Below are 18322 nucleotides of genomic sequence, written 5' to 3' on the forward strand. Positions count from 1 at the left end.
TCATCCCGAGAGCCGCGCCGTCAAGTCGCCGAGCGCGGCCACGCCCACATTGGCGAAGGCGATGCGCAGGTGAGTCTCCTGGCCGGGGCCGAAGAAGCTGCCCGGCAGCGCCAGCACGCCGCGCTCGCCCGCGAGGCGCCGCGCGACCTCGGCGGCGGGCGTGCCGGGGAAGGGATGGCGGACATAGGCGAAATAGGGGCCGATCTGGTCGATGCGCCAATCGGGGTGGGGCGCGAGCGCGGCGGCGAAGGCGGCGGCGCGGGCCTCGAGCTCGGCGCGCGCGGCCTCCCGCCAGTCGCGCAGGGCGTCGATCGCCCAGGCGACCGCGGCCTGGCCGGCGCGGGCGGGGCAGATCTGGACGTTGTCGAGGATCTTGGCGATCTCCGCGATCGCTTCCTCCCCCGCCAGCATGGCGCCGAGCCGGTGGCCGGGCACGGCGTAGCTCTTCGAGAAGGAATAGAGCTGGATGACGTGCTCGCCCCAACCCGGCTCGGCGAGGAGGCCGTGCGGGGCGCCCGTGCCGGCGGGGAGGAAATCGCGATAGGTCTCGTCGAGGACGAGCCAGAGGCCGCGGCGGCGGGCGAGATCGGCGAAGGCGGCGATGGTCGCCGGCGGGTAGGTCGCGCCGGTCGGGTTGTTGGGCGTCACCAGCACGATCGCCCGCACGCGCGCGTCGATCAGGGGCTCGGCATCGGCGACGTCCGGGACGAAGCCTGTCTCGGCGCGGGTCGGCAGCGCGCGCGCCTCGATGCCGAGCATCGACAGCGACATTTCGTGGTTGAAGTACCAGGGGGTCGGCAGCAGCACCGCGTCGCCGGGGGCGGCGACGAGGAGCGCGGTCGCGACGAAGGCGGCGTTGCAGCCCGCCGTGATCGCGACGTTCCCCGCATCGACCCGCCCTCCGTAGAGCGCGGCCACCTCCCCGGCGAGCGCGGCCCGCAGGCGCTCGTCGCCGAGGATGGCGCCGTAGCGCGCCGCGTGGGGCGAGCCCGCCGCCTCCGCGAGAGCCGCGAGGAGGTCGGGATGCGGCGCCCCGCCGGGTGCCGCCTGCGAGAGGTCGATCAGCGACCCGCGCGCGCCGTCATAGGCGCGCGCCCAGGCCTGCGCGGCGGGGATCGGCGGCGCCTGGATCGCGGCGACGTGCGGGTTGAAGGCGGGGCGGGACATCACGGCTCGATTCTGACGAAAGGGTCGGTCCCGCTTATGCCTCGCCGCGCGCGCCGCGCCAATCCTCGATCAATGCCGCCAATGCCTCCGGCGTGTCGACGTCGACGAGGATTCCGGGGTCGTCGACGGGCAGCGCGACCACGTCCTCGCGGGCGCGCAGGAGCGGCCCCGCGCCGGCATCTCCCGACAGCGCGGCGATCTCGGGCGCGAGGCGCCGCGCGAGGAGCACCGGGTTGCCCCGCCTGCCGGCATGGACCGGGACGATGGCGGCGGCGTCCGGATGCGCGGATTGCGCGGCGATCAGCGCGGCGATCGTCTCTGCCGAGATAAGCGGCATGTCCGCGAGGAGCACGAGCGCGCCCGTCGCCGCTTCGGGCAGCGCCGCGAAGCCGAGCCGCAGGGAGGAGGCGAGGCCGCGCTCGGGAGCGTCGTTGTGGATCCGCGTATGGACGAGCCCGTCGAGCGCTTCGGCGACGGCGTCGCCGGCGCGCCCGGTCACCACGATCGCGGGATCGGCGCCCCCCGCCAGCGCGGCCTCGACTGCGCGGCGCACCAGAGGACGGCCGTCGAAGCGCGCGAGGCATTTGGGCGCCGCGCCGAAGCGCGTGCCGAGGCCTGCGGCGAGCACGATCGCGGCGATCGTCACGCGTCGTCCTCCCTTTCCCCCTCCCCCTCGCCTTCCGGCACGCTCGCCTCGCCGCCGCGCGGCTGCGGGCGCGAGACGATCTCCATCAGGAGCCCGCCGACGCCCATCCGCGTGATGTCGGCGCGGGTGACGGGCACGTCGGCGAGGAGGCGGTGGAGCACCCAGTCGAAGCCGTTCTCCTTGGGGCTGCGCGCGCAGCCCGGCGCCCCGATCGCGGGCACGCCGCCGACATCGCCGACGAGGAGCAGGTTGCCGGGATCGACCGGCATCCCGAAATGCGCGACGCGACCGTCCGCCGCCTCGATCGCGGCCGGAATGACGTCGCGACGATCGGCGATGGCCGAGGCGCCGAAGACGACGAGGAGATCGCAGGAGGGCGCGATCGCGCGCAGGGCGTCCGCGAGCGGCCCCGCCGCATGCGGCACGCGCCGCTCCTGGACGATCGCCGCGCCGGTCGGCTCCAGGCGGCGCTCGAGCACGCGCAGGGTCTTGTCGACGATGCTCGGCTTCAGGCCCGGCAGAAGCGTCGAGACGACGCCGATCCGCGCGCGCGCATAAGGCGCCACGCGCATCAGGCCGGGCGCGGCGGCGGCGCAGGCAGCCGCGAGCGCGCCCTCGCCCACCGCATAGGGGATGATCTTCACCGTGCCGATCATCTCGCCCTCGACGACGGGCGCGTGCTGCGCGAGCGTCGCGAGCGTGATCGCCTCGTCGATCCCGTTGACCGCATCGACCCGCGCGCGGTCGACCACGAGCACGCCGGCCGCCGTCGCGAACAGGTTCGTGCGCCCGGTGAACGGCGCCTCGCAGCGCACGTTCGCGCCGGCCGCCGCCTCCGCGAGCCGCGCGGAGGCCTCGTCCTCGCCGATGTCGCCGGGCTCGAGCCGCACGGCGACGAGGGTCGCGATGCCGGCGGCGGCGAGGGCGTCCGCCTCGGCCTTCCCGATCGGAGCGCCCTTCTTGAGGACGAGCGTGCCCGCCCGCACCGTGTGCGCGGCGCGCGCGCCGATCGCGGCGGCGACGGGCGTCTCGCCGAAGATCATGGCCGGCGCCTCCGGTCCGCCCTGAGCGCGCCGACGATCTCGGCGAGGACCGAGACCGCGATCTCGGGCGGGGAGACGGCGCCGATATCGACGCCGATCGGGGCGCGGATGCGGGCGATCGCAGCCTCGTCGAAGCCCGCCTGCGCGAGCCGCTCGACGCGGCGCGCATGGGTCTTCTTCGAGCCGAGCGCGCCGATATAGAAGCACGCCGCGCGCAGACCCGCATCGAGCGCCGGATCGTCGATCTTCGGATCGTGGGTGAGCGCGACGAGCGCCGTGTAGCGGTCGAGCGGGCGCTCGGCGAGCGCCTCGTCGGGCCAGACGGGGAGCACGGTCACGTCGGGGAAGCGCTCGGGCGTGGCGAAGGCGGTGCGCGGATCGACGATGGTGACGTCGAAGCCGACGAGGCGGGCCATCGGCGCGAGCGCCTGGGAGATGTGCACGGCGCCGATCACGAGGATGCGCACCGGCGGCACGTGGACGTCCACGAAGGCCTCGCCGTCCGGCGTCTCGACGAGGCCGGACTTGCCCGCGCGCAGGCGCTCGGCGAGGCGATCCGCGAGCGGGTCGTCGTCGATCTCGGCCTCGCGCACGAGCCGCTGCGCCCCGCTCGCGAGATCGGTGACGACGACCACCGCCCGCCGCGCGGCGCGCTCCTCGTTGAGCGCACGGATGAGGGAGAGCTTCATGACGGAATGCCTCTCATCCCTCCCCGGAGGGGAGGGTGGCCTCGGGAGCGCAGCGACCGAGGTCGGGTGGGGCCTCGCCGGTGGAGATCAGGCTTCGAACCCCGGGCCCCACCCGGCCCTTCTCGCTCCCGCTCGAAGGTCCACCGTCCCCTACGGGGAGGGATGCGCGCCGAAATCCCTCCCCGGAGGGGAGGGTGGCCTCGGGAGCGCAGCGACCGAGGTCGGGTGGGGCCCGGCCGGTGGAGATCGGGCTTTGAACCTCGGGCCCCACCCGGCCCTTCTCGCTCCCGCTCGAAGGTCCACCCTCCCCTACGGGGAGGGATGACGCAGCGCCTCTTCATCACGCCGCCTCCACGCGCTCGACATAGACCCGGATCCGCCCGCCACACGACAGCCCCACCCGCCAGGCGGTCTCGTCCGCGACGCCGAATTCGAGCATCTTCGGCGCGCCCGTCTCGATCACCTCGAGCGCGTCCGCGATCACCGCCCCCTCGACGCAGCCGCCCGAGACCGAGCCGACGAACGCCCCCTCCGCGTCGATGACGAGGTGGGAGCCGACGGGGCGGGGGGCCGAGCCCCAGGTCTCGATCACGGTCGCGATCGCGACGCCGCGCCCCTCCCCGGCCCAGGTCTCGGCGATGCGCAGGATGTCGTCCTCCGTCGCGAGGCTCGTGGTCTCGTCCGCCATCTCGTCCTCCTCAGGCGACCGCGCGCAGCCAGGCGCGGGGATCGGCCCCCGCCGAACGCCCGGCGGACAGCGCCTCGCACAGATCCTCCATCGCCGCGATGGTGTGGATCGGCCGGAACTCGTGCACGTGCGGCAGCATCGCGCGGATGCCCGACGCGCGCGCCTCGAAGCGATCGTAGCGCAGAAGCGGGTTCAACCAAACGAGCTTGCGGCAGGAGCGCTTCAGACGGTCCATCTCGAAGGCGAGGCTCTGGTCGACGTCGCGCTCGAGGCCGTCGGTGAACAGCAGCACGGTCGCCCCCTGGCCGAGCACCCGGCGCGACCAGGTTCGGTTGAAGCCCGCGAGGCAGGTCGCGATGCGGGTGCCGCCCTCCCAATCCTGCACGCGCTTGCCCGCCCGCGCGAGCGCCTCGTCGGGGTCGCGGTAGCGCAATTCGCGGGTGATGTTGGTCAGCCGCGTGGCGAAGACGAAGACGTGCACGCGCCGGCGCCTCTCGGCGAGCGCGTGGAGGAAATGCAGGAAGAGCCGCGAATATTCCGCCATCGAGCCCGATATGTCGAGGAGCGCGACCACCGGCGGCGGGCGCACGGCGCGGCTGCGGAAGGCGAGGTCGATCGAGCCCCCTCCCCCGCGCAGCGAGCGGCGGAAGGTGCGGCGCGGGTCGATGCGCGCGCCGCGCGGATCGGCGACGAAGCGGCGGATGCGGCGCGCGTCGTCGGGCAGATCGAGCTCCCCGATCAGGCGCTTGGCCTTGGCGATCTCGGCGGCCGACATCTGGGCGAAGTCGCGCGCGCGCAGGACCTCCCGGTCCGACACCGTCAGGCGGGCGGAGAAGCGCTCCTCCTCGCGCGTCTGCGGCGGCTCGTTCGGCTTCGGCCGCATCGCCTCGGCGATGCGCGCGGAGCCGGCCTCGGGGCGGCGCTCCTCCTCCTTGCGGCCGGGCGCGACGGGAGACATCTGCTGGATCAGCTTCTCGATCAGCGCCCGACGCCGCCAGAACAGGCGGAAGGCCTGGTCGAACAGGATCGTGTGCTCATGGCGCTTCACGAAATTCGCGTGCAGCGTCCAGTAGAAATCCGTCCGCGTCCCCACCCCCACCGCCTCCACCGCCGCGATCGCGTCCGCCACCGCGCCGGGGCCGACGGGGATGCCGGCGGCGCGCAATGTGCGGGCGAAATAGGCGATGTTCTCGGCGAGCTTCATGGGGAAGATCCCTCCCCGGAGGCCGTCCGATTCAGATATCTCCGTCGATCGGTTTTCGGTTCATGCCGACGGTTTGCGAAACGCTCTCGGGTCTCCCCTCCCCCTTGGGGGAGGGGCCGGGGGTGGGGGTCGTGCAGGATGTGGCGTAACGGTGCCGCCTCGACGAGCCCCCATCCGACCCGTCGCCTTCGGCGCCGGGCCACCTTCCCCCAAGGGGGAAGGACAAGAGAGCCCGTCGCAGGCGTCGAGCGAGAGGGATGAGCGGGGTGGTCCGCCGTTCGGGAGGTCGGTTGGGGCGAGACGCTCACCGCGTAATCTCCACCCGGGCCCCACCCGGCCACGGTCGCTGACGCTCCCGTGTCCACCCTCCCCTCCGGGGAGGGACGATCGCCCGCCGCCTCGCCTCACGACGCGCGCGCCTCGGCGCGGACCCGGTCGAGCATCTCCTTGGCCTTCGACCCCTGCATCTTCTGGATGTCGTCCTGATATTTCAGGAGCACGCCCAGCGTGTCCGAGACGAGGTGCGGGTCGAGCGCGACGGCGTCGAGTTCGACGAGCGCGGAGGCCCAGTCGAGCGTCTCGGCGACGCCCGGCGCCTTGAACAGCTCCTCCTTGCGGATCGCCTGGACGAAAGCGACGATCTCGGCGGACAGGCGGGCGGGCGCCTGCGGGGCCTTGCGGCGCAGGATGGCGAGCTCGCGCTCGGCGCTCGGATAATCCACCCAATGGTAGAGACAGCGGCGCTTCAGCGCGTCGTGGATCTCGCGGGTGCGGTTCGAGGTGAGGATCACGATCGGCGGGTGCTCGGCCTTGATCGTCCCGAATTCGGGGATCGTCACCTGGAAATCGGAGAGGATCTCGAGGAGGAAGGCCTCGAAGGCCTCGTCGGTGCGGTCGAGCTCGTCGATGAGGAGCACCGGGGCGCCGCCGGGATCGGGCTCGAGCGCCTTGAGCAACGGCCGCTCGACGAGGTGGCGCCGCGAGAAGATGTCCCCGTGCAGGCGCTCGCGATCGGTCTCGCCCGCGGCCTCGGCGAGGCGGATCTCCATCATCTGCCCGGCATAGTTCCACTCGTAGACCGCGGAGGCGACGTCGAGCCCCTCGTAGCATTGCAGCCGGATGAGCCGCCGCCCGAGCGAGGCGGCCAGGACCTTCGCGATCTCGGTCTTGCCCACCCCCGCCTCGCCCTCGAGAAAGAGCGGCCGGCCGAGCTTGAGGGAGAGGAACAGGACCGTCGCGAGCGCGCGATCCGCCACGTAGCCCGCGCGCTCGAGCAGCTCGGCGGTGGCGTCGATGCTTTTGGGGATGTCCGACAAAGATCGCCTCTCGCCTCGTGCCTCGTGCCTTCGCCCTCGCACCGCGAGAACGTGGTCGTCGCGTCCGGTCCAGCCCTGGAGACAGTCTCACGGGCTGCGAAGAACGCGACGGTCTCCCCTCCCCCTTGTGGGGAGGGGTCGGGGGTGGGGGTCGTGCAGGATGACGCGTCAGGGTGCCACCTCGACGACCCCCATCCGTCTCCGAGCTTCGCTCGGAGCCACCTTCCCCACAAGGGGGAAGGACAAGAGCGCACGTCACGGACGTGGATTACGCGCGAAAACGGCGGTTCGTACTCTTCCCGGAGAAGCAGTGAGAGCGCTTCCCTTCCGTCGTCGCCCCGCCCCTCAGCGCGCCGTCGCAGCCTGGACCGCGCGGCGCGCCATCACGCCGACGAGGTGGGCACGATAATCCGCGCCGGCGTGGATGTCGCTGTTCATCTTGCCCGCGTCCGCGGACAGGCCGTCGAGCGATTTCGCGGTGAAGCGCGTGCGCAGCGCCTCCTCGGCCGCCCCCCAGCGGAAGACGCCGTCGGACCCCGCGCCGGTGACGGCGACGCGCACCTCCGAACCGCGCTTGGCCACGAACACGCCGGCGAGCGCGTAGCGGGAGGCCGGGTTGCGGAACTTCGCGTAGGCGGCCTTGGCGGGCACGGGGAAGGACACCCGGGTGATGATCTCGCCCTCTTCGAGCGCGGTCTCGAACATGCCCTTGAAGTAATCGTCCGCCTCGATCTTGCGCCGGTTCGTCACGATCGTGGCGCCGAGCGCGAGGGCGGCGGCGGGATAGTCCGCGGCCGGATCGTTGTTGGCGAGCGAGCCGCCGATCGTGCCGCGATGGCGCACGGCCGGATCGCCGATGAGCTCGGCGAGCTCGGCGAGGCCCGGGATCGCCTCGCGGACGACGTCCGAGGCGGCGACCTCGGCATGGGTCGTCATCGCGCCGATGACGACGGAGCGCCCCTTGCGCTCGATGCCCTTGAGCTCGTCGCACCTGGCGAGGTCGACGAGGCTCGCGGGCGCGGCGAGGCGCTGCTTCATGGTGGGCAGGAGGGTGTGCCCGCCGGCGAGGATCTTGGCGTCCTCCGCCTTGGCGAGGAGGGCGGCCGCCTGGCGGACGCTGGTCGGACGGTGGAAGTCGAAGGCGTACATTCTGGTCTCGTCCTGATCTCGAAAGGAAGCCGGCGGCGCACCGCGATCGGCGCGCCGCGACGGATCGAGCGCGATTATTCCGCGGCCATCGGCATGCGCGTCCGCTGGGCGGCCCGCCAGACGACCTGGGGCGTGGCGGGCATGGCGACGTCCTCGTGGCCGACGGCGTCGGTGATCGCGTTGATGACCGCCGGCGGCGCCGCGATGGCGCCGGCCTCGCCGCAACCCTTGATCCCGAGCGGGTTCGAGGGGCAGGGCGTCACCGTCATGCCGACCCGGAAGGAGGGCAGGTCGGAGGCGCGCGGCATCGTGTAGTCCATGTAGCTCGCCGTCACGAGCTGGCCCGCCTCGTCGTAGACCGCCTGCTCGTGCAGCGCCTGGCCGACGCCCTGGGCGATGCCGCCATGGACCTGGCCCTCGACGATCAGCGGGTTGATGACGACGCCGAAATCGTCGACCGCGGTGAAGCGCTCGATCGTCGTCACGCCCGTGTCCGGATCGATCTCCACCTCGCAGACGTGGACGCCGGCGGGGAAGGTGAAGTTCGTCGGATCGTAGAAGGCGCCCTCCTTGAGACCGGGCTCGAGGTCCTGGCCGGAGAACTTGTGGGCGATGTAGGCCTGCAGCGCGACCTCGCCGAAGGCGAGCGACTTGTCGGTGCCGGCGACCTTGAAGCGCCCGTCCTCGAACTCGATGTCGCCCTCGGAGGCCTCCATCGCGTAGGCCGCGACCTTCTTGGCCTTGGCGATCACCTTGTCGATGGCCTTGGCGATCGCCGACATGCCGACCGCACCCGAGCGCGAGCCGTAGGTGCCCATGCCGAACTGCACCTTGTCGGTGTCGCCGTGGACGATGGTGACGCTCTCGATCGGCACGCCGAGCCGGTCGGAGACGAGCTGGGCGAAGGTGGTCTCGTGGCCCTGGCCGTGCGAGTGCGAGCCGGTGAGCACCTCGATCGAGCCCGTCGGATTCACCCGCACCTCGGCCGATTCCCACAGGCCGACGCCCGCGCCGAGCGAGCCGACGGCCTGCGAGGGCGCGATGCCGCAGGCCTCGATATAGGACGAGAAGCCGATGCCGCGCAGCTTGCCGCGCCGGGCGCTCTCGCGCTTGCGCTTCGAGAAGCCCTTGTAGTCGGCGATCTCGAGCGCCTTCTCGAGGGAGGCCGCGTAATCGCCGACGTCGTAGGTCATGATCACCGGCGTCTGGTGCGGGAAGCGCTTGATGTAGTTCTTCTTGCGGAACTTGGCCGGATCCATGCCGAGTTGGCGCGCGGTCACCTCGACGAGCCGCTCGACGACGAAGGTCGCCTCGGGGCGGCCCGCGCCGCGATAGGCGTCGACGGGGGCGGTGTTGGTGTAGACGCCGTCGACCTCCGCGTAGATCGCCGGGATGTCGTACTGGCCCGACAGGAGCGGCGCGTAGAGATAGGTCGGCACCGAGGAGGAGAAGGTCGAGAGATAGGCGCCGAGATTGGCGACCGTATGGACGCGCAGCCCGATGATCTTGCCGTTCTCGTCGACCGCCATCTGCGCCTTGGTGACGTGGTCGCGCCCGTGGGCGTCCGCGAGGAAGGCCTCCGTGCGGTCCGAGGTCCACTTGACCGGCCGCCCGACCTTCTTCGCCGCCCAGACGCAGACCGTCTCCTCGGCATAGATGAAGATCTTCGAGCCGAAGCCGCCGCCGACGTCGGGGGCGATCACGCGCAGCTTGTGCTCGGGCGCGATGCCGATGAAGGCCGAGAGCACGAGACGGGCGACGTGCGGGTTCTGGCTCGTCGTGAAGAGCGTGTAGGCGTCCGTCCCCGCATCGTATTCGCCGATCGCCGCACGCGTCTCGATCGGGTTCGGCACGAGCCGGTTGTTGGTGATGTCGAGCGTGGTGACGTGCGCGGCCCGCGCGAAGGCGGCCTCGGTCGCGTCCTTGTCGCCCAGATGCCATTCGTAGACGACGTTGTCGGGCGCCTCCCCGTGGACGACGGCGCCGGCGCCGCGCGCCTTGGCCGTCTCGACGATGGCGGGCAGCTCCCGATACTCGACGGACACCGCCTCGGCGGCGTCGCGCGCCTGGGCGAGCGTCTCGGCGATGACGACGGCGACGTGGTCGCCGACATAGCGCACCTTGCCCTGGGCGAGCGCCGGATGCGGCCCCGCCTTCATCGGCGAGCCGTCCTTCGAATGGATCATCCAGCCGCAGATCAGCCCGCCGATCTTGTCGGCGGCGAGATCGTCGCCGGTGAGCACCGCGAGCACGCCGGGCATGGCGAGGGCCGCGGACGTGTCGATCGAGAGGATCTCGGCGTGCGCGTGCGGCGAGCGCACGAAATAGGCGTGGGCCTGGCCGGGACGAGCGAGATCGTCCGTGTAGCGGCCCTGTCCGGTGATGAAGCGATGGTCTTCCCTGCGGCGCACGGGCGCGCCGATGCCGGTACCCGTCATGGCGAATGTCCTCCTCCGTCGCCTCTTGTCGGGCGCTCGATCTCTTGCATGGGATTCTGGTGCGGGAGCCCGCGCAGTGTCGGCGCGGCGGATGGGAGCCCCCGTCGGGCGACGCCCTTATTCCGCGGCTTCGCGCAGCGCTCCGCCCGCCATGGCGCGGGCCCCGGCTTCGACGGCGCGGACGATGTTGTGATAGCCCGTGCAGCGGCAGATGTTGCCCTCGAGCTCGGTGCGGATCGTCGCCTCGTCGAGGTCGGAGCCGAGCCGGTTCACCATGTCGACGGCGGTCATGATCATGCCGGGCGTGCAATAGCCGCATTGCAGGCCGTGATGCTCGCGGAAGGCCGCCTGCATCGGGTGGAGCTCTCCGCCCTGGGCGAGGCCCTCGATCGTCACGACGGACGCGCCGTCCGCCTGGAGGGCGAGCGCGGTGCAGGCCTTGACCGCCTTGCCGTCGACATGGACGACGCAGGCGCCGCACTGGCTGGTGTCGCACCCGACATGGGTGCCGGTGAGGCGCAGGTGCTCCCGCAGGAATTGCACGAGCAGCGTGCGCGGATCGATGTCCGCGGTGACCGGCTTGCCGTTCACCGTCATCGAGACGATGGCCATGGTCGTTGTCCTCCTCCTGTCCGGCGCATTCGGCCGGTGATCCGTGCGGCGGGCGCCGCCGGGCGTTTTGGACGGGGCGCGCGCCGCTCGCGCGGCGGCCACCCTCGAATGCGTCGAAATCGAGTGTGAACCGCCTCAAAACGGCGGTCAAGCCGGTCGTCTGCGCCGGAAGGTGCAATTTCGGCGCAGTCGCGAGCCGATTTTCGGGTGCGGTGCGAGGGGGGCGTCAGGGCGTTCCGCCGAGCGGAAGTCGCATCGGCACGGCGCGCGCTCCGTAAGCGTCGAGCGTCGTCCCGGGGGCGGGCGCCGCAACGGGTCGGAAGCCGAAACGCGACCAGTAGGCGTCCTTCCCGTCCACCGCGACGAGGCCGATCGCGCGGAAGCGGCCGCGGGCGCGCGCGACGAGGGCCGCGAGCCCGCCGGCCGCCCCGCCGCGCCCCCGCGCCGCCGGAGCGATCACACAATCGTGAAGGTGCACGAGATCGGCCCCGTCCGGCAGCGTGCCGAGCAACGTGTCGAGGGCCGGCGGCGGCCCCTCGCGCCACGGATGCGCGATCATATAGCCGGCGAAACTCCCCTCCGCCTCGTGGACGAGGCACAGATTCGGCGCGAGCGCGAGGCGCTCGGCGAAGACGTCGTCGCGCTCCGGATAGGCGGGGTGGGCCTGCGCCGCGAGCGCGACGACGGCGGGAAGATCGCGAGCCTGCATCGAGCGCCACATGGCGCGAGAGAGCGGAACAAGCGGTGCCGTGTCAAGCGCGCGATCGGGGCCGTATCCCCGTCACGCAACCGATGCTACGACTGTCATGCTCCGCGCCCGCGGGGCGAGACCACGGACTTCGCAGAGAGTGCACCTCATGCCAAACGACGTCGACCTCCGTCAGAGCCTCGCCGAGGCCTCCCGCCTGAGCCGCCGCCGCTTCCTCTCGCTCGCAGGGGCGAGCATGGTCGTCGCCGGCGCGGGCGTCTTCACGATGACGACGGCCCGCGCGGGCACCGGCTTCAAGCTCGGCGTCCTGCACATCAACGACCTGCACAGCCGCATCGAGTCGATCGGCCGCTCGGACGCGACCTGCTCGCCGCAGGACGCCGCGGAGGAGCGTTGCTTCGGCGGCTATGCGCGCCTCGCCACCAAGATCCGCGAGCGCCGCGAGGCGCTGGCCGCGGACGGCGTGCCGGTCGTGACCCTCGACGCGGGCGACCAGTTCCAGGGCTCGCTCTACTACACGACCTACAAGGGCATGGCCGAGGTCGAGTTCATGAACGCCATCGGCTTCGACGCCATGGCGCTCGGCAACCACGAATTCGACGACGGGCCGGGCGTGCTCGCCGAGTTCATCCGCGCGGCGGACTTCCCCGTGATCTCCGGCAACACCCGCGTCGCGGACGTGGAGCCGCTCTCGGAAGTGCTGCGCGAGCACGTGATTCTCGACATCGGCGACGAGAAGGTCGCCGTGCTCTCGGTGCTGACGCCGAACACCACCATCATCGCCTCGCCGGGCCCGAACGTGACCTTCGAGGACGAGATCGCCTATCTCCAGGAGGCGGTCGCGCGCGTGAAGGACGAGGGCGTGCACAAGATCCTCGTCCTCTCCCATGTCGGCTTCCTGCGCGACCAGGAGATCGCGGGCGCGGTCGACGGCATCTCGGCGATCATCGGCGGGCATTCGCACACGCTCCTGTCGAACAGCGTCGACGGCGCGCCGCCCTACGCGACGATGATCGAGAGCCCCTCGGGCCGCGCGGTGCCGATCGTGCAGGCCTACGCCTTCTCGCGCTATCTCGGCGACCTGATGCTCGAGATGGACGAGGAGGGCGCGGTCGTCGCCGCGACCGGCGACACCATCCTGCTCGACGCCTCCGTCGAGCCCGATCCGACCATCGAGGCGCGCATCCAGGAGCTCGCCGGGCCGATCGAGGAGATCAAGCGCCGGCCCGTCGCGACGCTCTCGGCGCCGATCGACGGCTCGCGCGAGAGCTGCCGCGCGCGCGAGTGCGAGATGGGCAACACGGTCACGGACGCCATGCTCGCCCGAGTCGCCGACCAGGGCGTCACCATCGCGATCACGAACGGCGGCGGCCTGCGCGCGGGCCTCGTCGAGGGCGTCGCGACGATGGGCGACGTGCTCACCGTGCTGCCCTTCCAGAACACGCTCGCGACGCTCGAGCTCACCGGCGCCGACATCGTCGCCGCGCTCGAGCACGGCGTCGGCGCGGTCGAGGAGGGCGCGGGACGCTTCCCGCAGGTCGCGGGCCTGCGCTTCCGGCTCGACCTGACGAAGCCCGCCGGCGAAGGCCGCGTCTCCGACGTCGAGGTCCGCACCGGCGACGGCTTCGCGCCGATCGACATGGAGGAGACCTACACGATCGTGACGAACAACTTCATGGCCAATGGCGGCGACGGCTACGCGGTCTTCCGCGACAACGGCCGCAACCCCTACGTCACGGCGACGGGGCTCGACGATGCGCTCGCGACCTTCCTCGCGGCGAACGAGCCCTTCGCGCCCGTCATCGAGGGCCGCATCGTCCAGTGAGGCGACGCGACGGGTCGGGATCTCGACGGCGGCGGCGTCGCGTGCCATGCATGCGGGGATGCCGACGACCCTCGATCCCGACCCCTTCTCCCCCGACGCGATCGCGCCGGAGACGGCCGCGCTCAACGCGCGCCTGATCGACGCCTTCACGCGGCTTCCCGATCGCTGGGCGCATCCCGTCGCCCTCGTGCGGGAGGCGCGCGCCGCCGGGCGCGGCCCCATCCCGCCGCTCCCGGTCTCGCCGCGGGCGCGTACGATCGTGCTCGACGAGCGCCCCGCGCGCGGGCGCCCCGGCGCGCTCGCCGCCCGGCTGATCGCGCCGAGCCGCCCGCGCGGGATCTATTTTCACATCCACGGCGGCGGTTGGACCTTCGGCAGCAATGCCGAGCAGGATCCCTGGCTCGAGCGCCTCGCCGACCGGCTCGACCTCGCCTGCGTCTCGGTCGCCTATCGGCTCGCCCCCGAGCACCCCTATCCCGCCGCGCCCGACGATTGCGAGGACGCCGCGCTCGCGCTCGTCGCCCGCGCGGGCGAACTCGTCGGGCTCTCGGGGCCGCTCTTCATCGGCGGCGAATCGGCGGGCGCGCATCTCGCGCTCACGACGCTCTTGCGCCTGCGCGACCGGCACGGGCTCATGCCCTTCGTCGCCGCGAACCTGTTCTGCGGCTGCTACGATCTCGCGCTGACCCCGAGCGTGCGGCGCTGGGGGCGCACGCCGCTCGTGCTCGACACCCGCGACATCGCCAAGTTCGCGGAGAACTATCTCGGCGGCCACGATCCGCGCGAGCCGGACGTCTCGCCGATCCACGCCGACCTCGCCGGGCTGCCGCCGATTCTCGTCTCGTGCGGCACGAAGGACCCGCTCCTCGACGACAGCCTCTTTCTCGCCGCCCGGCTCCGCGCCGCGCGCGTCCCGCACGACGTCGCGCTCTGGCCCGGCGGCTGCCACGTCTTCCACCGCTTCGACATCCCCATGACCGAGGACGCGCTCGCGCGGATCGACGCGTTCCTCGCCGCGCGGCTGGCGAAATGAGGGCGTCTCACGCCGCGGCGCGGCGCTCGGCGCGGCGCTCGGGGCCGCGATAGGCCGGATCGTCGGCCCGGCGCCGATCGAGCGGACCGGAGAGGACGGCCTCGACGAAGTCCCGCACCGCGCCCGTCAGCGCATCCGATTGGGTGGCGAGCCCCGTCGCCGAGGACAGAACCTGCGAGGCCGCGGCCGACGAGGACCCGGCCGCCTGCGTCACCCCGCCGATCGCGCGCGAGACCTCGCTCGTCCCGGCGGACGCTTCCGAAACGTTGCGGGCGATCTCGCGGGTCGCCGCTCCCTGCTCCTCCACGGCCGCCGCGATCGCGGTCGAGGTCCGCTCGAGCCGCCCGATCACGTCGGCGACGGCCTCGATCGCCCGCGCGGAGGCGGTCGTCGTCGACTGGATGGCATGGACCTGCTCGCCGATCTCGATCGTCGCCTTCGCCGTCTGGTCGGCGAGCGCCTTCACCTCGGCCGCGACGACGGCGAAGCCCCGTCCCGCCTCGCCCGCGCGCGCCGCCTCGATCGTGGCGTTCAGCGCGAGGAGATTCGTCTGCTCGGCGATCGCCTGGATGAGCGAGACGATGTCGCCGATGCGCCGGGCGGCGTCGGAGAGGTCGCGCACCTGGACGACGGCGCCCTGCGCGTCGCGGGTGGCGCTTGCCGCCATGCGGGTCGAATCCGCCACCTGCCGCGCGATCTCGTTGGTCGAGGAGGCGAGCTCCTCTGAGGCGGCGGCGACAGTATTCACGTTGGACGCCGCCTGTTCCGAGGCGGCGGCGACCGCGGAGGCCTGGCCCGACGCCTCCTCCGCCGCCGCGGTCAGCATCCGGGAGGCCTCCTGCATCTCGCGCGCGGAGGCGGCGACGGTCGCGACGATGCCGCCGACGTCGCGCTGGAAGGCGTCGGCGAGGCGCGCCATCGCCGCCTGGCGCTCGCGCTCGGCCGTCTCCTTCATCGTGTCCTCGCGGCGGCGATCCTCCTCGGCCTTGGCGATCGCGTTCGCCTCAATGAGGCCGACCGCCTGCGCCAGCGCGCCGATCTCGTCGCGCCGGCCGCGCCCGAAGATCGACACGTTCGTCTCGCCCGCCGCGAGCGCCCGCAGCGAGACGGTGAAGCGTGCGAGCGCGCTCGACACCGACAGCCCGACCACCAGCGCGAGCGCCGCACCGATCACGGCGAGGATGCCGCCGACCGCGATGTTGTCGCGCTCCGCGGCGTCGATCGCCGCGTCGGCGCGGGTCCCGATCTCGCTCTGGCGCGCATGGGTCACCGCCGTCGTCTCGTCGAGCGCCGCGACCGCCGCGCCGGTCGCCTCGCCGAGGCTGTCCGCGAGCCCGCGCAGCTCCGGCAAGAGGGTCGCGAGCCGCGCCACGTCGCCGACGAGGGGCTCGAGCCGCTCCCGCGCGGTGCGCAGGAGGTCGAGGCGCTCGCGGTTCGAGAGCACCGCGGCGAGCTGGGAGGCGCGGAAGGACGCTTCGTCGATCGCCCAGGCCGCGCGCTCGGCGGCTTCGAGATCGTGGCGGTCGAGCGCGCGCATCGCATCGACGATCGTGTCGAGCAGCGCCTGCTCGACGCCCGCGGCGCGGTAGGCGCCTTCCACGTCGAGATCGGCATAGGCGCCGCGCGCGATGGACGACACGGCCTCGCGCGCCTCGCCGATCCCCGTGGCGATGCGCTCCTGCAGCGCGCCCGCCTCGTCTTCCAGGGCGCGATAGGCATCGAAGACACGCCTGAAGGTCGCGACCGTCTCCGTCACCGGCTCGAGCCGCGCGAGCAGCGGATCGCGCCCGAACAGCGTCCGCAGCGCCGCGCTCTTCTCCTCCAGCGCGGCGATCTCGCGCTCGACGCGCTCGGCAAAGGCGTCGCTGCGCTCGCGGCGGAAGGCTTCGAAGGCGGCGGCGGCGTGGAGCATGTCGACTTCCGCGTCCACGAGCCGCTCGTTCTGGAGTGCGGCCTCGCGGTAGGCGCCGAAATTGCCGCTCGCCTCGCGCAGAGCGAGCGTCGACAGGGTCGCGAGCGCCACGAGCCCGACGACGAGGAGGCCGAACCCTCCGAGGATCTTCGAGCGGAGGGACAAAGTCGGCATCGGCGAACGCTCCGGAAAGGCGAGGAGGAACGTCGCTCATTATGCTTTCGAACGATTAATGTTTGCTGCCGACCTTTCCATGCGAATGCATACAGTCCTGCCGCGCCGCGGGCACGGCTCCGCGCGCGTCGGCGAGCCTCCCCCCTTGCGCGCCGCCGCGCCCTGCCCCACCCTGCTCGCCATGTTCACGATCTTCCTCGGCGAATTGCGGGCGGCGGGCGTGCCGGCGTCCTTGCGCGAATATCTCACGCTGCTCCAGGCCCTCGACGCCGACCTGGCGGATGCGAGCGTGGAGGATTTCTACTATCTCGCGCGCACGAGCCTCGTGAAGGACGAGCGCAACCTCGACAAGTTCGACCGGGTGTTCTCGCGCGTCTTCAAGGGGATCGGCGAGGGGTCCGACGCGCTCGCCGACGCCCTCGCGCGGGCTGACATCCCCGAGGAATGGCTGCGCCGGATCGCCGAACGCTACCTCACGGAGGAGGAGAAGCAGGCGATCGAGGCGCTCGGCTTCGAGGAGGTGATGCGACGCCTGCGCGAGCGCCTCGCCGAGCAGAAGGGCCGCCACCAGGGCGGCAACAAGTGGATTGGCACCGCCGGCACCTCGCCCTACGGCGCCTACGGCTACAATCCCGAGGGCGTGCGCATCGGGCAGCACGAGAACCGCAACCATCGTGCGGTCAAGGTCTGGGACGAGCGGGCGTTCAAGGATTTCGACGACAAGGTCGAGCTCGGCACCCGCAACATGCGCGTCGCTTTGCGCCGCCTCAGGCGGTTCGCGCGCACGGGGGCGGCCGACGAGCTCGATCTCGACGGCACGATCCGCGAGACCGCCCATCGCGGCTTCCTCGACGTGAAGATGCGGCCGGAGCGGCGCAACGCGGTGAAGGTGCTGCTCTTCCTCGATGTCGGCGGCTCGATGGACTGGCACGTCGAGCGCGCCGAGGAACTGTTCTCGGCGGCGCGGGCGGAGTTCAAGCATTTCGAGCATTTCTACTTCCACAATTGCCCCTATGAGGGGCTGTGGAAGGACAATCGTCGGCGCCATGCCGAGCGCATTCCGACGCTGGACGTGATCCGCACCTTCGGCCCGGATTACCGCGCGGTCTTCGTCGGCGACGCCGCGATGAGCCCCTACGAAATCATGATCCCCGGCGGCTCGGTCGAGCATTGGAACGAGGAGGCGGGCGAGGTCTGGCTGCGGCGGATCACCGACCATTTCGCCAAGGCCGCCTGGCTCAACCCCATTCCCGAGGAGCACTGGGGCTACACCCACTCGATCGGGCTCGTCTCCAAGCTGATGGAGGGGCGGATGTTCCCCCTGACCCTCGAGGGCCTCGAGCGCGCCATGCGGGCGCTCGCGCGGTAAAGGGGCTTGCATCGCGCGCCCGTTTGGGGCATCAAGCGCACCTGTCCGGCGGGCCTGCCCCGCCACGGGCCGTGCAGCTGTAGCTCAGTTGGTTAGAGCGTCGGATTGTGGCTCCGAAGGTCGGTGGTTCGAGCCCACCCAGCTGTACCATTGCCTCTCTCTGAACAATGCGAGTCGGCCCCCATCCCTCCCCGCAGGGGAGGGTGGACGTTCGAGCGGTAGCGAGAACGGCCGGGTGGGGCCCGTCGCTTGCCGCGAAAATCTCCACCCGGGCCCCACCCGACCTCGTTCGGCTTCGCCTCCGAGGCCACCCTCCCCTAAGGGGAGGGAGGACGCGCTCCCATCTCT

General features: G+C 72.0%; 15 protein-coding genes and 1 tRNA gene. 4 read left to right on the plus strand and 12 right to left on the minus strand.

Annotated elements, in window-relative coordinates:
• The 11 genes from ACK4UM_RS10905 to ACK4UM_RS10955 all read right to left on the minus strand — a co-directional run bounded on the left by ACK4UM_RS10905 (position 1) and on the right by ACK4UM_RS10955 (position 11661).
• Positions 1-1167, minus strand: a complete 1167-nt coding sequence (locus ACK4UM_RS10905; RefSeq protein WP_409798671.1) for an aminotransferase — start codon at positions 1165-1167, stop codon at positions 1-3.
• 34 nt (positions 1168-1201) lie between these two features.
• Positions 1202-1813 (minus strand): NTP transferase domain-containing protein, encoded by a 612-nt coding sequence (locus ACK4UM_RS10910; protein ID WP_409798673.1) that lies wholly within the window; start codon positions 1811-1813, stop codon positions 1202-1204.
• Positions 1810-2856, minus strand: a complete 1047-nt coding sequence (locus ACK4UM_RS10915; protein WP_409798675.1) for a molybdopterin-binding protein — start codon at positions 2854-2856, stop codon at positions 1810-1812. The genes ACK4UM_RS10910 and ACK4UM_RS10915 overlap by 4 nt, the downstream gene beginning before the upstream one ends.
• Complete coding sequence (locus tag ACK4UM_RS10920) at positions 2853-3545, minus strand: XdhC family protein (RefSeq protein ID WP_409798677.1); 693 nt, start codon at positions 3543-3545, stop codon at positions 2853-2855. The genes ACK4UM_RS10915 and ACK4UM_RS10920 overlap by 4 nt, the downstream gene beginning before the upstream one ends.
• Before the next feature lie 340 nt (positions 3546-3885).
• The gene (locus tag ACK4UM_RS10925) at positions 3886-4233 is read right to left on the minus strand and encodes an XdhC family protein (protein ID WP_409798679.1); all 348 of its coding nucleotides are present in this window, start codon (positions 4231-4233) and stop codon (positions 3886-3888) included.
• 10 nt (positions 4234-4243) lie between these two features.
• Positions 4244-5437 (minus strand): vWA domain-containing protein, encoded by a 1194-nt coding sequence (locus ACK4UM_RS10930; protein WP_409798680.1) that lies wholly within the window; start codon positions 5435-5437, stop codon positions 4244-4246.
• 404 nt (positions 5438-5841) lie between these two features.
• On the minus strand, positions 5842-6753 hold the full coding sequence (locus tag ACK4UM_RS10935; RefSeq protein WP_409798682.1) for an AAA family ATPase: 912 nt from the start codon (positions 6751-6753) through the stop codon (positions 5842-5844).
• Positions 6754-7098: 345 nt separating this feature from the next.
• Positions 7099-7902 carry an FAD binding domain-containing protein gene (locus ACK4UM_RS10940; protein ID WP_409798684.1) on the minus strand — a complete coding sequence of 268 codons (804 nt, stop codon included), beginning with the start codon at positions 7900-7902 and terminating at the stop codon, positions 7099-7101.
• Positions 7903-7976: 74 nt separating this feature from the next.
• Complete coding sequence (locus ACK4UM_RS10945; RefSeq protein ID WP_409798686.1) at positions 7977-10340, minus strand: xanthine dehydrogenase family protein molybdopterin-binding subunit; 2364 nt, start codon at positions 10338-10340, stop codon at positions 7977-7979.
• Between the two features lie 117 nt (positions 10341-10457).
• The gene (locus ACK4UM_RS10950; RefSeq protein WP_409798688.1) at positions 10458-10952 is read right to left on the minus strand and encodes a (2Fe-2S)-binding protein; all 495 of its coding nucleotides are present in this window, start codon (positions 10950-10952) and stop codon (positions 10458-10460) included.
• 226 nt (positions 10953-11178) lie between these two features.
• Positions 11179-11661 carry a GNAT family N-acetyltransferase gene (locus ACK4UM_RS10955; RefSeq protein WP_409798690.1) on the minus strand — a complete coding sequence of 161 codons (483 nt, stop codon included), beginning with the start codon at positions 11659-11661 and terminating at the stop codon, positions 11179-11181.
• A 148-nt stretch (positions 11662-11809) separates the two neighbouring features.
• Between ACK4UM_RS10955 and ACK4UM_RS10960 the strand changes: the two genes are divergently transcribed.
• Together ACK4UM_RS10960 and ACK4UM_RS10965 are read left to right on the plus strand one after the other, a co-directional pair.
• Positions 11810-13486, plus strand: coding sequence for a bifunctional metallophosphatase/5'-nucleotidase (locus ACK4UM_RS10960; RefSeq protein WP_409798692.1), 1677 nt, complete (start codon positions 11810-11812; stop codon positions 13484-13486).
• Between the two features lie 58 nt (positions 13487-13544).
• The gene (locus tag ACK4UM_RS10965) at positions 13545-14519 is read left to right on the plus strand and encodes an alpha/beta hydrolase (protein WP_409798694.1); all 975 of its coding nucleotides are present in this window, start codon (positions 13545-13547) and stop codon (positions 14517-14519) included.
• Between the two features lie 7 nt (positions 14520-14526).
• Here the strand turns inward: ACK4UM_RS10965 and ACK4UM_RS10970 are convergent, their stop codons facing one another.
• Positions 14527-16605, minus strand: a complete 2079-nt coding sequence (locus ACK4UM_RS10970; protein ID WP_409798696.1) for a methyl-accepting chemotaxis protein — start codon at positions 16603-16605, stop codon at positions 14527-14529.
• 181 nt (positions 16606-16786) lie between these two features.
• Between ACK4UM_RS10970 and ACK4UM_RS10975 the strand changes: the two genes are divergently transcribed.
• Positions 16787-17974 carry a vWA domain-containing protein gene (locus tag ACK4UM_RS10975; protein WP_409798705.1) on the plus strand — a complete coding sequence of 396 codons (1188 nt, stop codon included), beginning with the start codon at positions 16787-16789 and terminating at the stop codon, positions 17972-17974.
• 73 nt (positions 17975-18047) lie between these two features.
• Positions 18048-18124: transfer RNA gene (locus ACK4UM_RS10980), tRNA-His, on the plus strand.
• Positions 18125-18322: the final 198 nt, after the last annotated feature.

The organism is Salinarimonas sp. (assembly GCF_046292825.1).
In the GTDB taxonomy this organism is placed as follows: Bacteria; Pseudomonadota; Alphaproteobacteria; order Rhizobiales; family Beijerinckiaceae; genus Salinarimonas.

What these genes read in the sequence shown, in the direction of transcription:
- ACK4UM_RS10905 (WP_409798671.1), bottom strand. Translation starts at nt 1,167, where the DNA reads ATGTCCCGCCCCGCCTTCAACCCGCACGTCGCCGCGATCCAGGCGCCG.
- ACK4UM_RS10915 (WP_409798675.1), bottom strand. Translation starts at nt 2,856, where the DNA reads ATGATCTTCGGCGAGACGCCCGTCGCCGCCGCGATCGGCGCGCGCGCC.
- ACK4UM_RS10920 (WP_409798677.1), bottom strand. Translation starts at nt 3,545, where the DNA reads ATGAAGCTCTCCCTCATCCGTGCGCTCAACGAGGAGCGCGCCGCGCGG.
- ACK4UM_RS10925 (WP_409798679.1), bottom strand. Translation starts at nt 4,233, where the DNA reads ATGGCGGACGAGACCACGAGCCTCGCGACGGAGGACGACATCCTGCGC.
- ACK4UM_RS10930 (WP_409798680.1), bottom strand. Translation starts at nt 5,437, where the DNA reads ATGAAGCTCGCCGAGAACATCGCCTATTTCGCCCGCACATTGCGCGCC.
- ACK4UM_RS10940 (WP_409798684.1), bottom strand. Translation starts at nt 7,902, where the DNA reads ATGTACGCCTTCGACTTCCACCGTCCGACCAGCGTCCGCCAGGCGGCC.
- ACK4UM_RS10945 (WP_409798686.1), bottom strand. Translation starts at nt 10,340, where the DNA reads ATGACGGGTACCGGCATCGGCGCGCCCGTGCGCCGCAGGGAAGACCAT.
- ACK4UM_RS10950 (WP_409798688.1), bottom strand. Translation starts at nt 10,952, where the DNA reads ATGGCCATCGTCTCGATGACGGTGAACGGCAAGCCGGTCACCGCGGAC.
- ACK4UM_RS10955 (WP_409798690.1), bottom strand. Translation starts at nt 11,661, where the DNA reads ATGCAGGCTCGCGATCTTCCCGCCGTCGTCGCGCTCGCGGCGCAGGCC.
- ACK4UM_RS10960 (WP_409798692.1), top strand. Translation starts at nt 11,810, where the DNA reads ATGCCAAACGACGTCGACCTCCGTCAGAGCCTCGCCGAGGCCTCCCGC.
- ACK4UM_RS10965 (WP_409798694.1), top strand. Translation starts at nt 13,545, where the DNA reads ATGCCGACGACCCTCGATCCCGACCCCTTCTCCCCCGACGCGATCGCG.
- ACK4UM_RS10970 (WP_409798696.1), bottom strand. Translation starts at nt 16,605, where the DNA reads ATGCCGACTTTGTCCCTCCGCTCGAAGATCCTCGGAGGGTTCGGCCTC.
- ACK4UM_RS10975 (WP_409798705.1), top strand. Translation starts at nt 16,787, where the DNA reads ATGTTCACGATCTTCCTCGGCGAATTGCGGGCGGCGGGCGTGCCGGCG.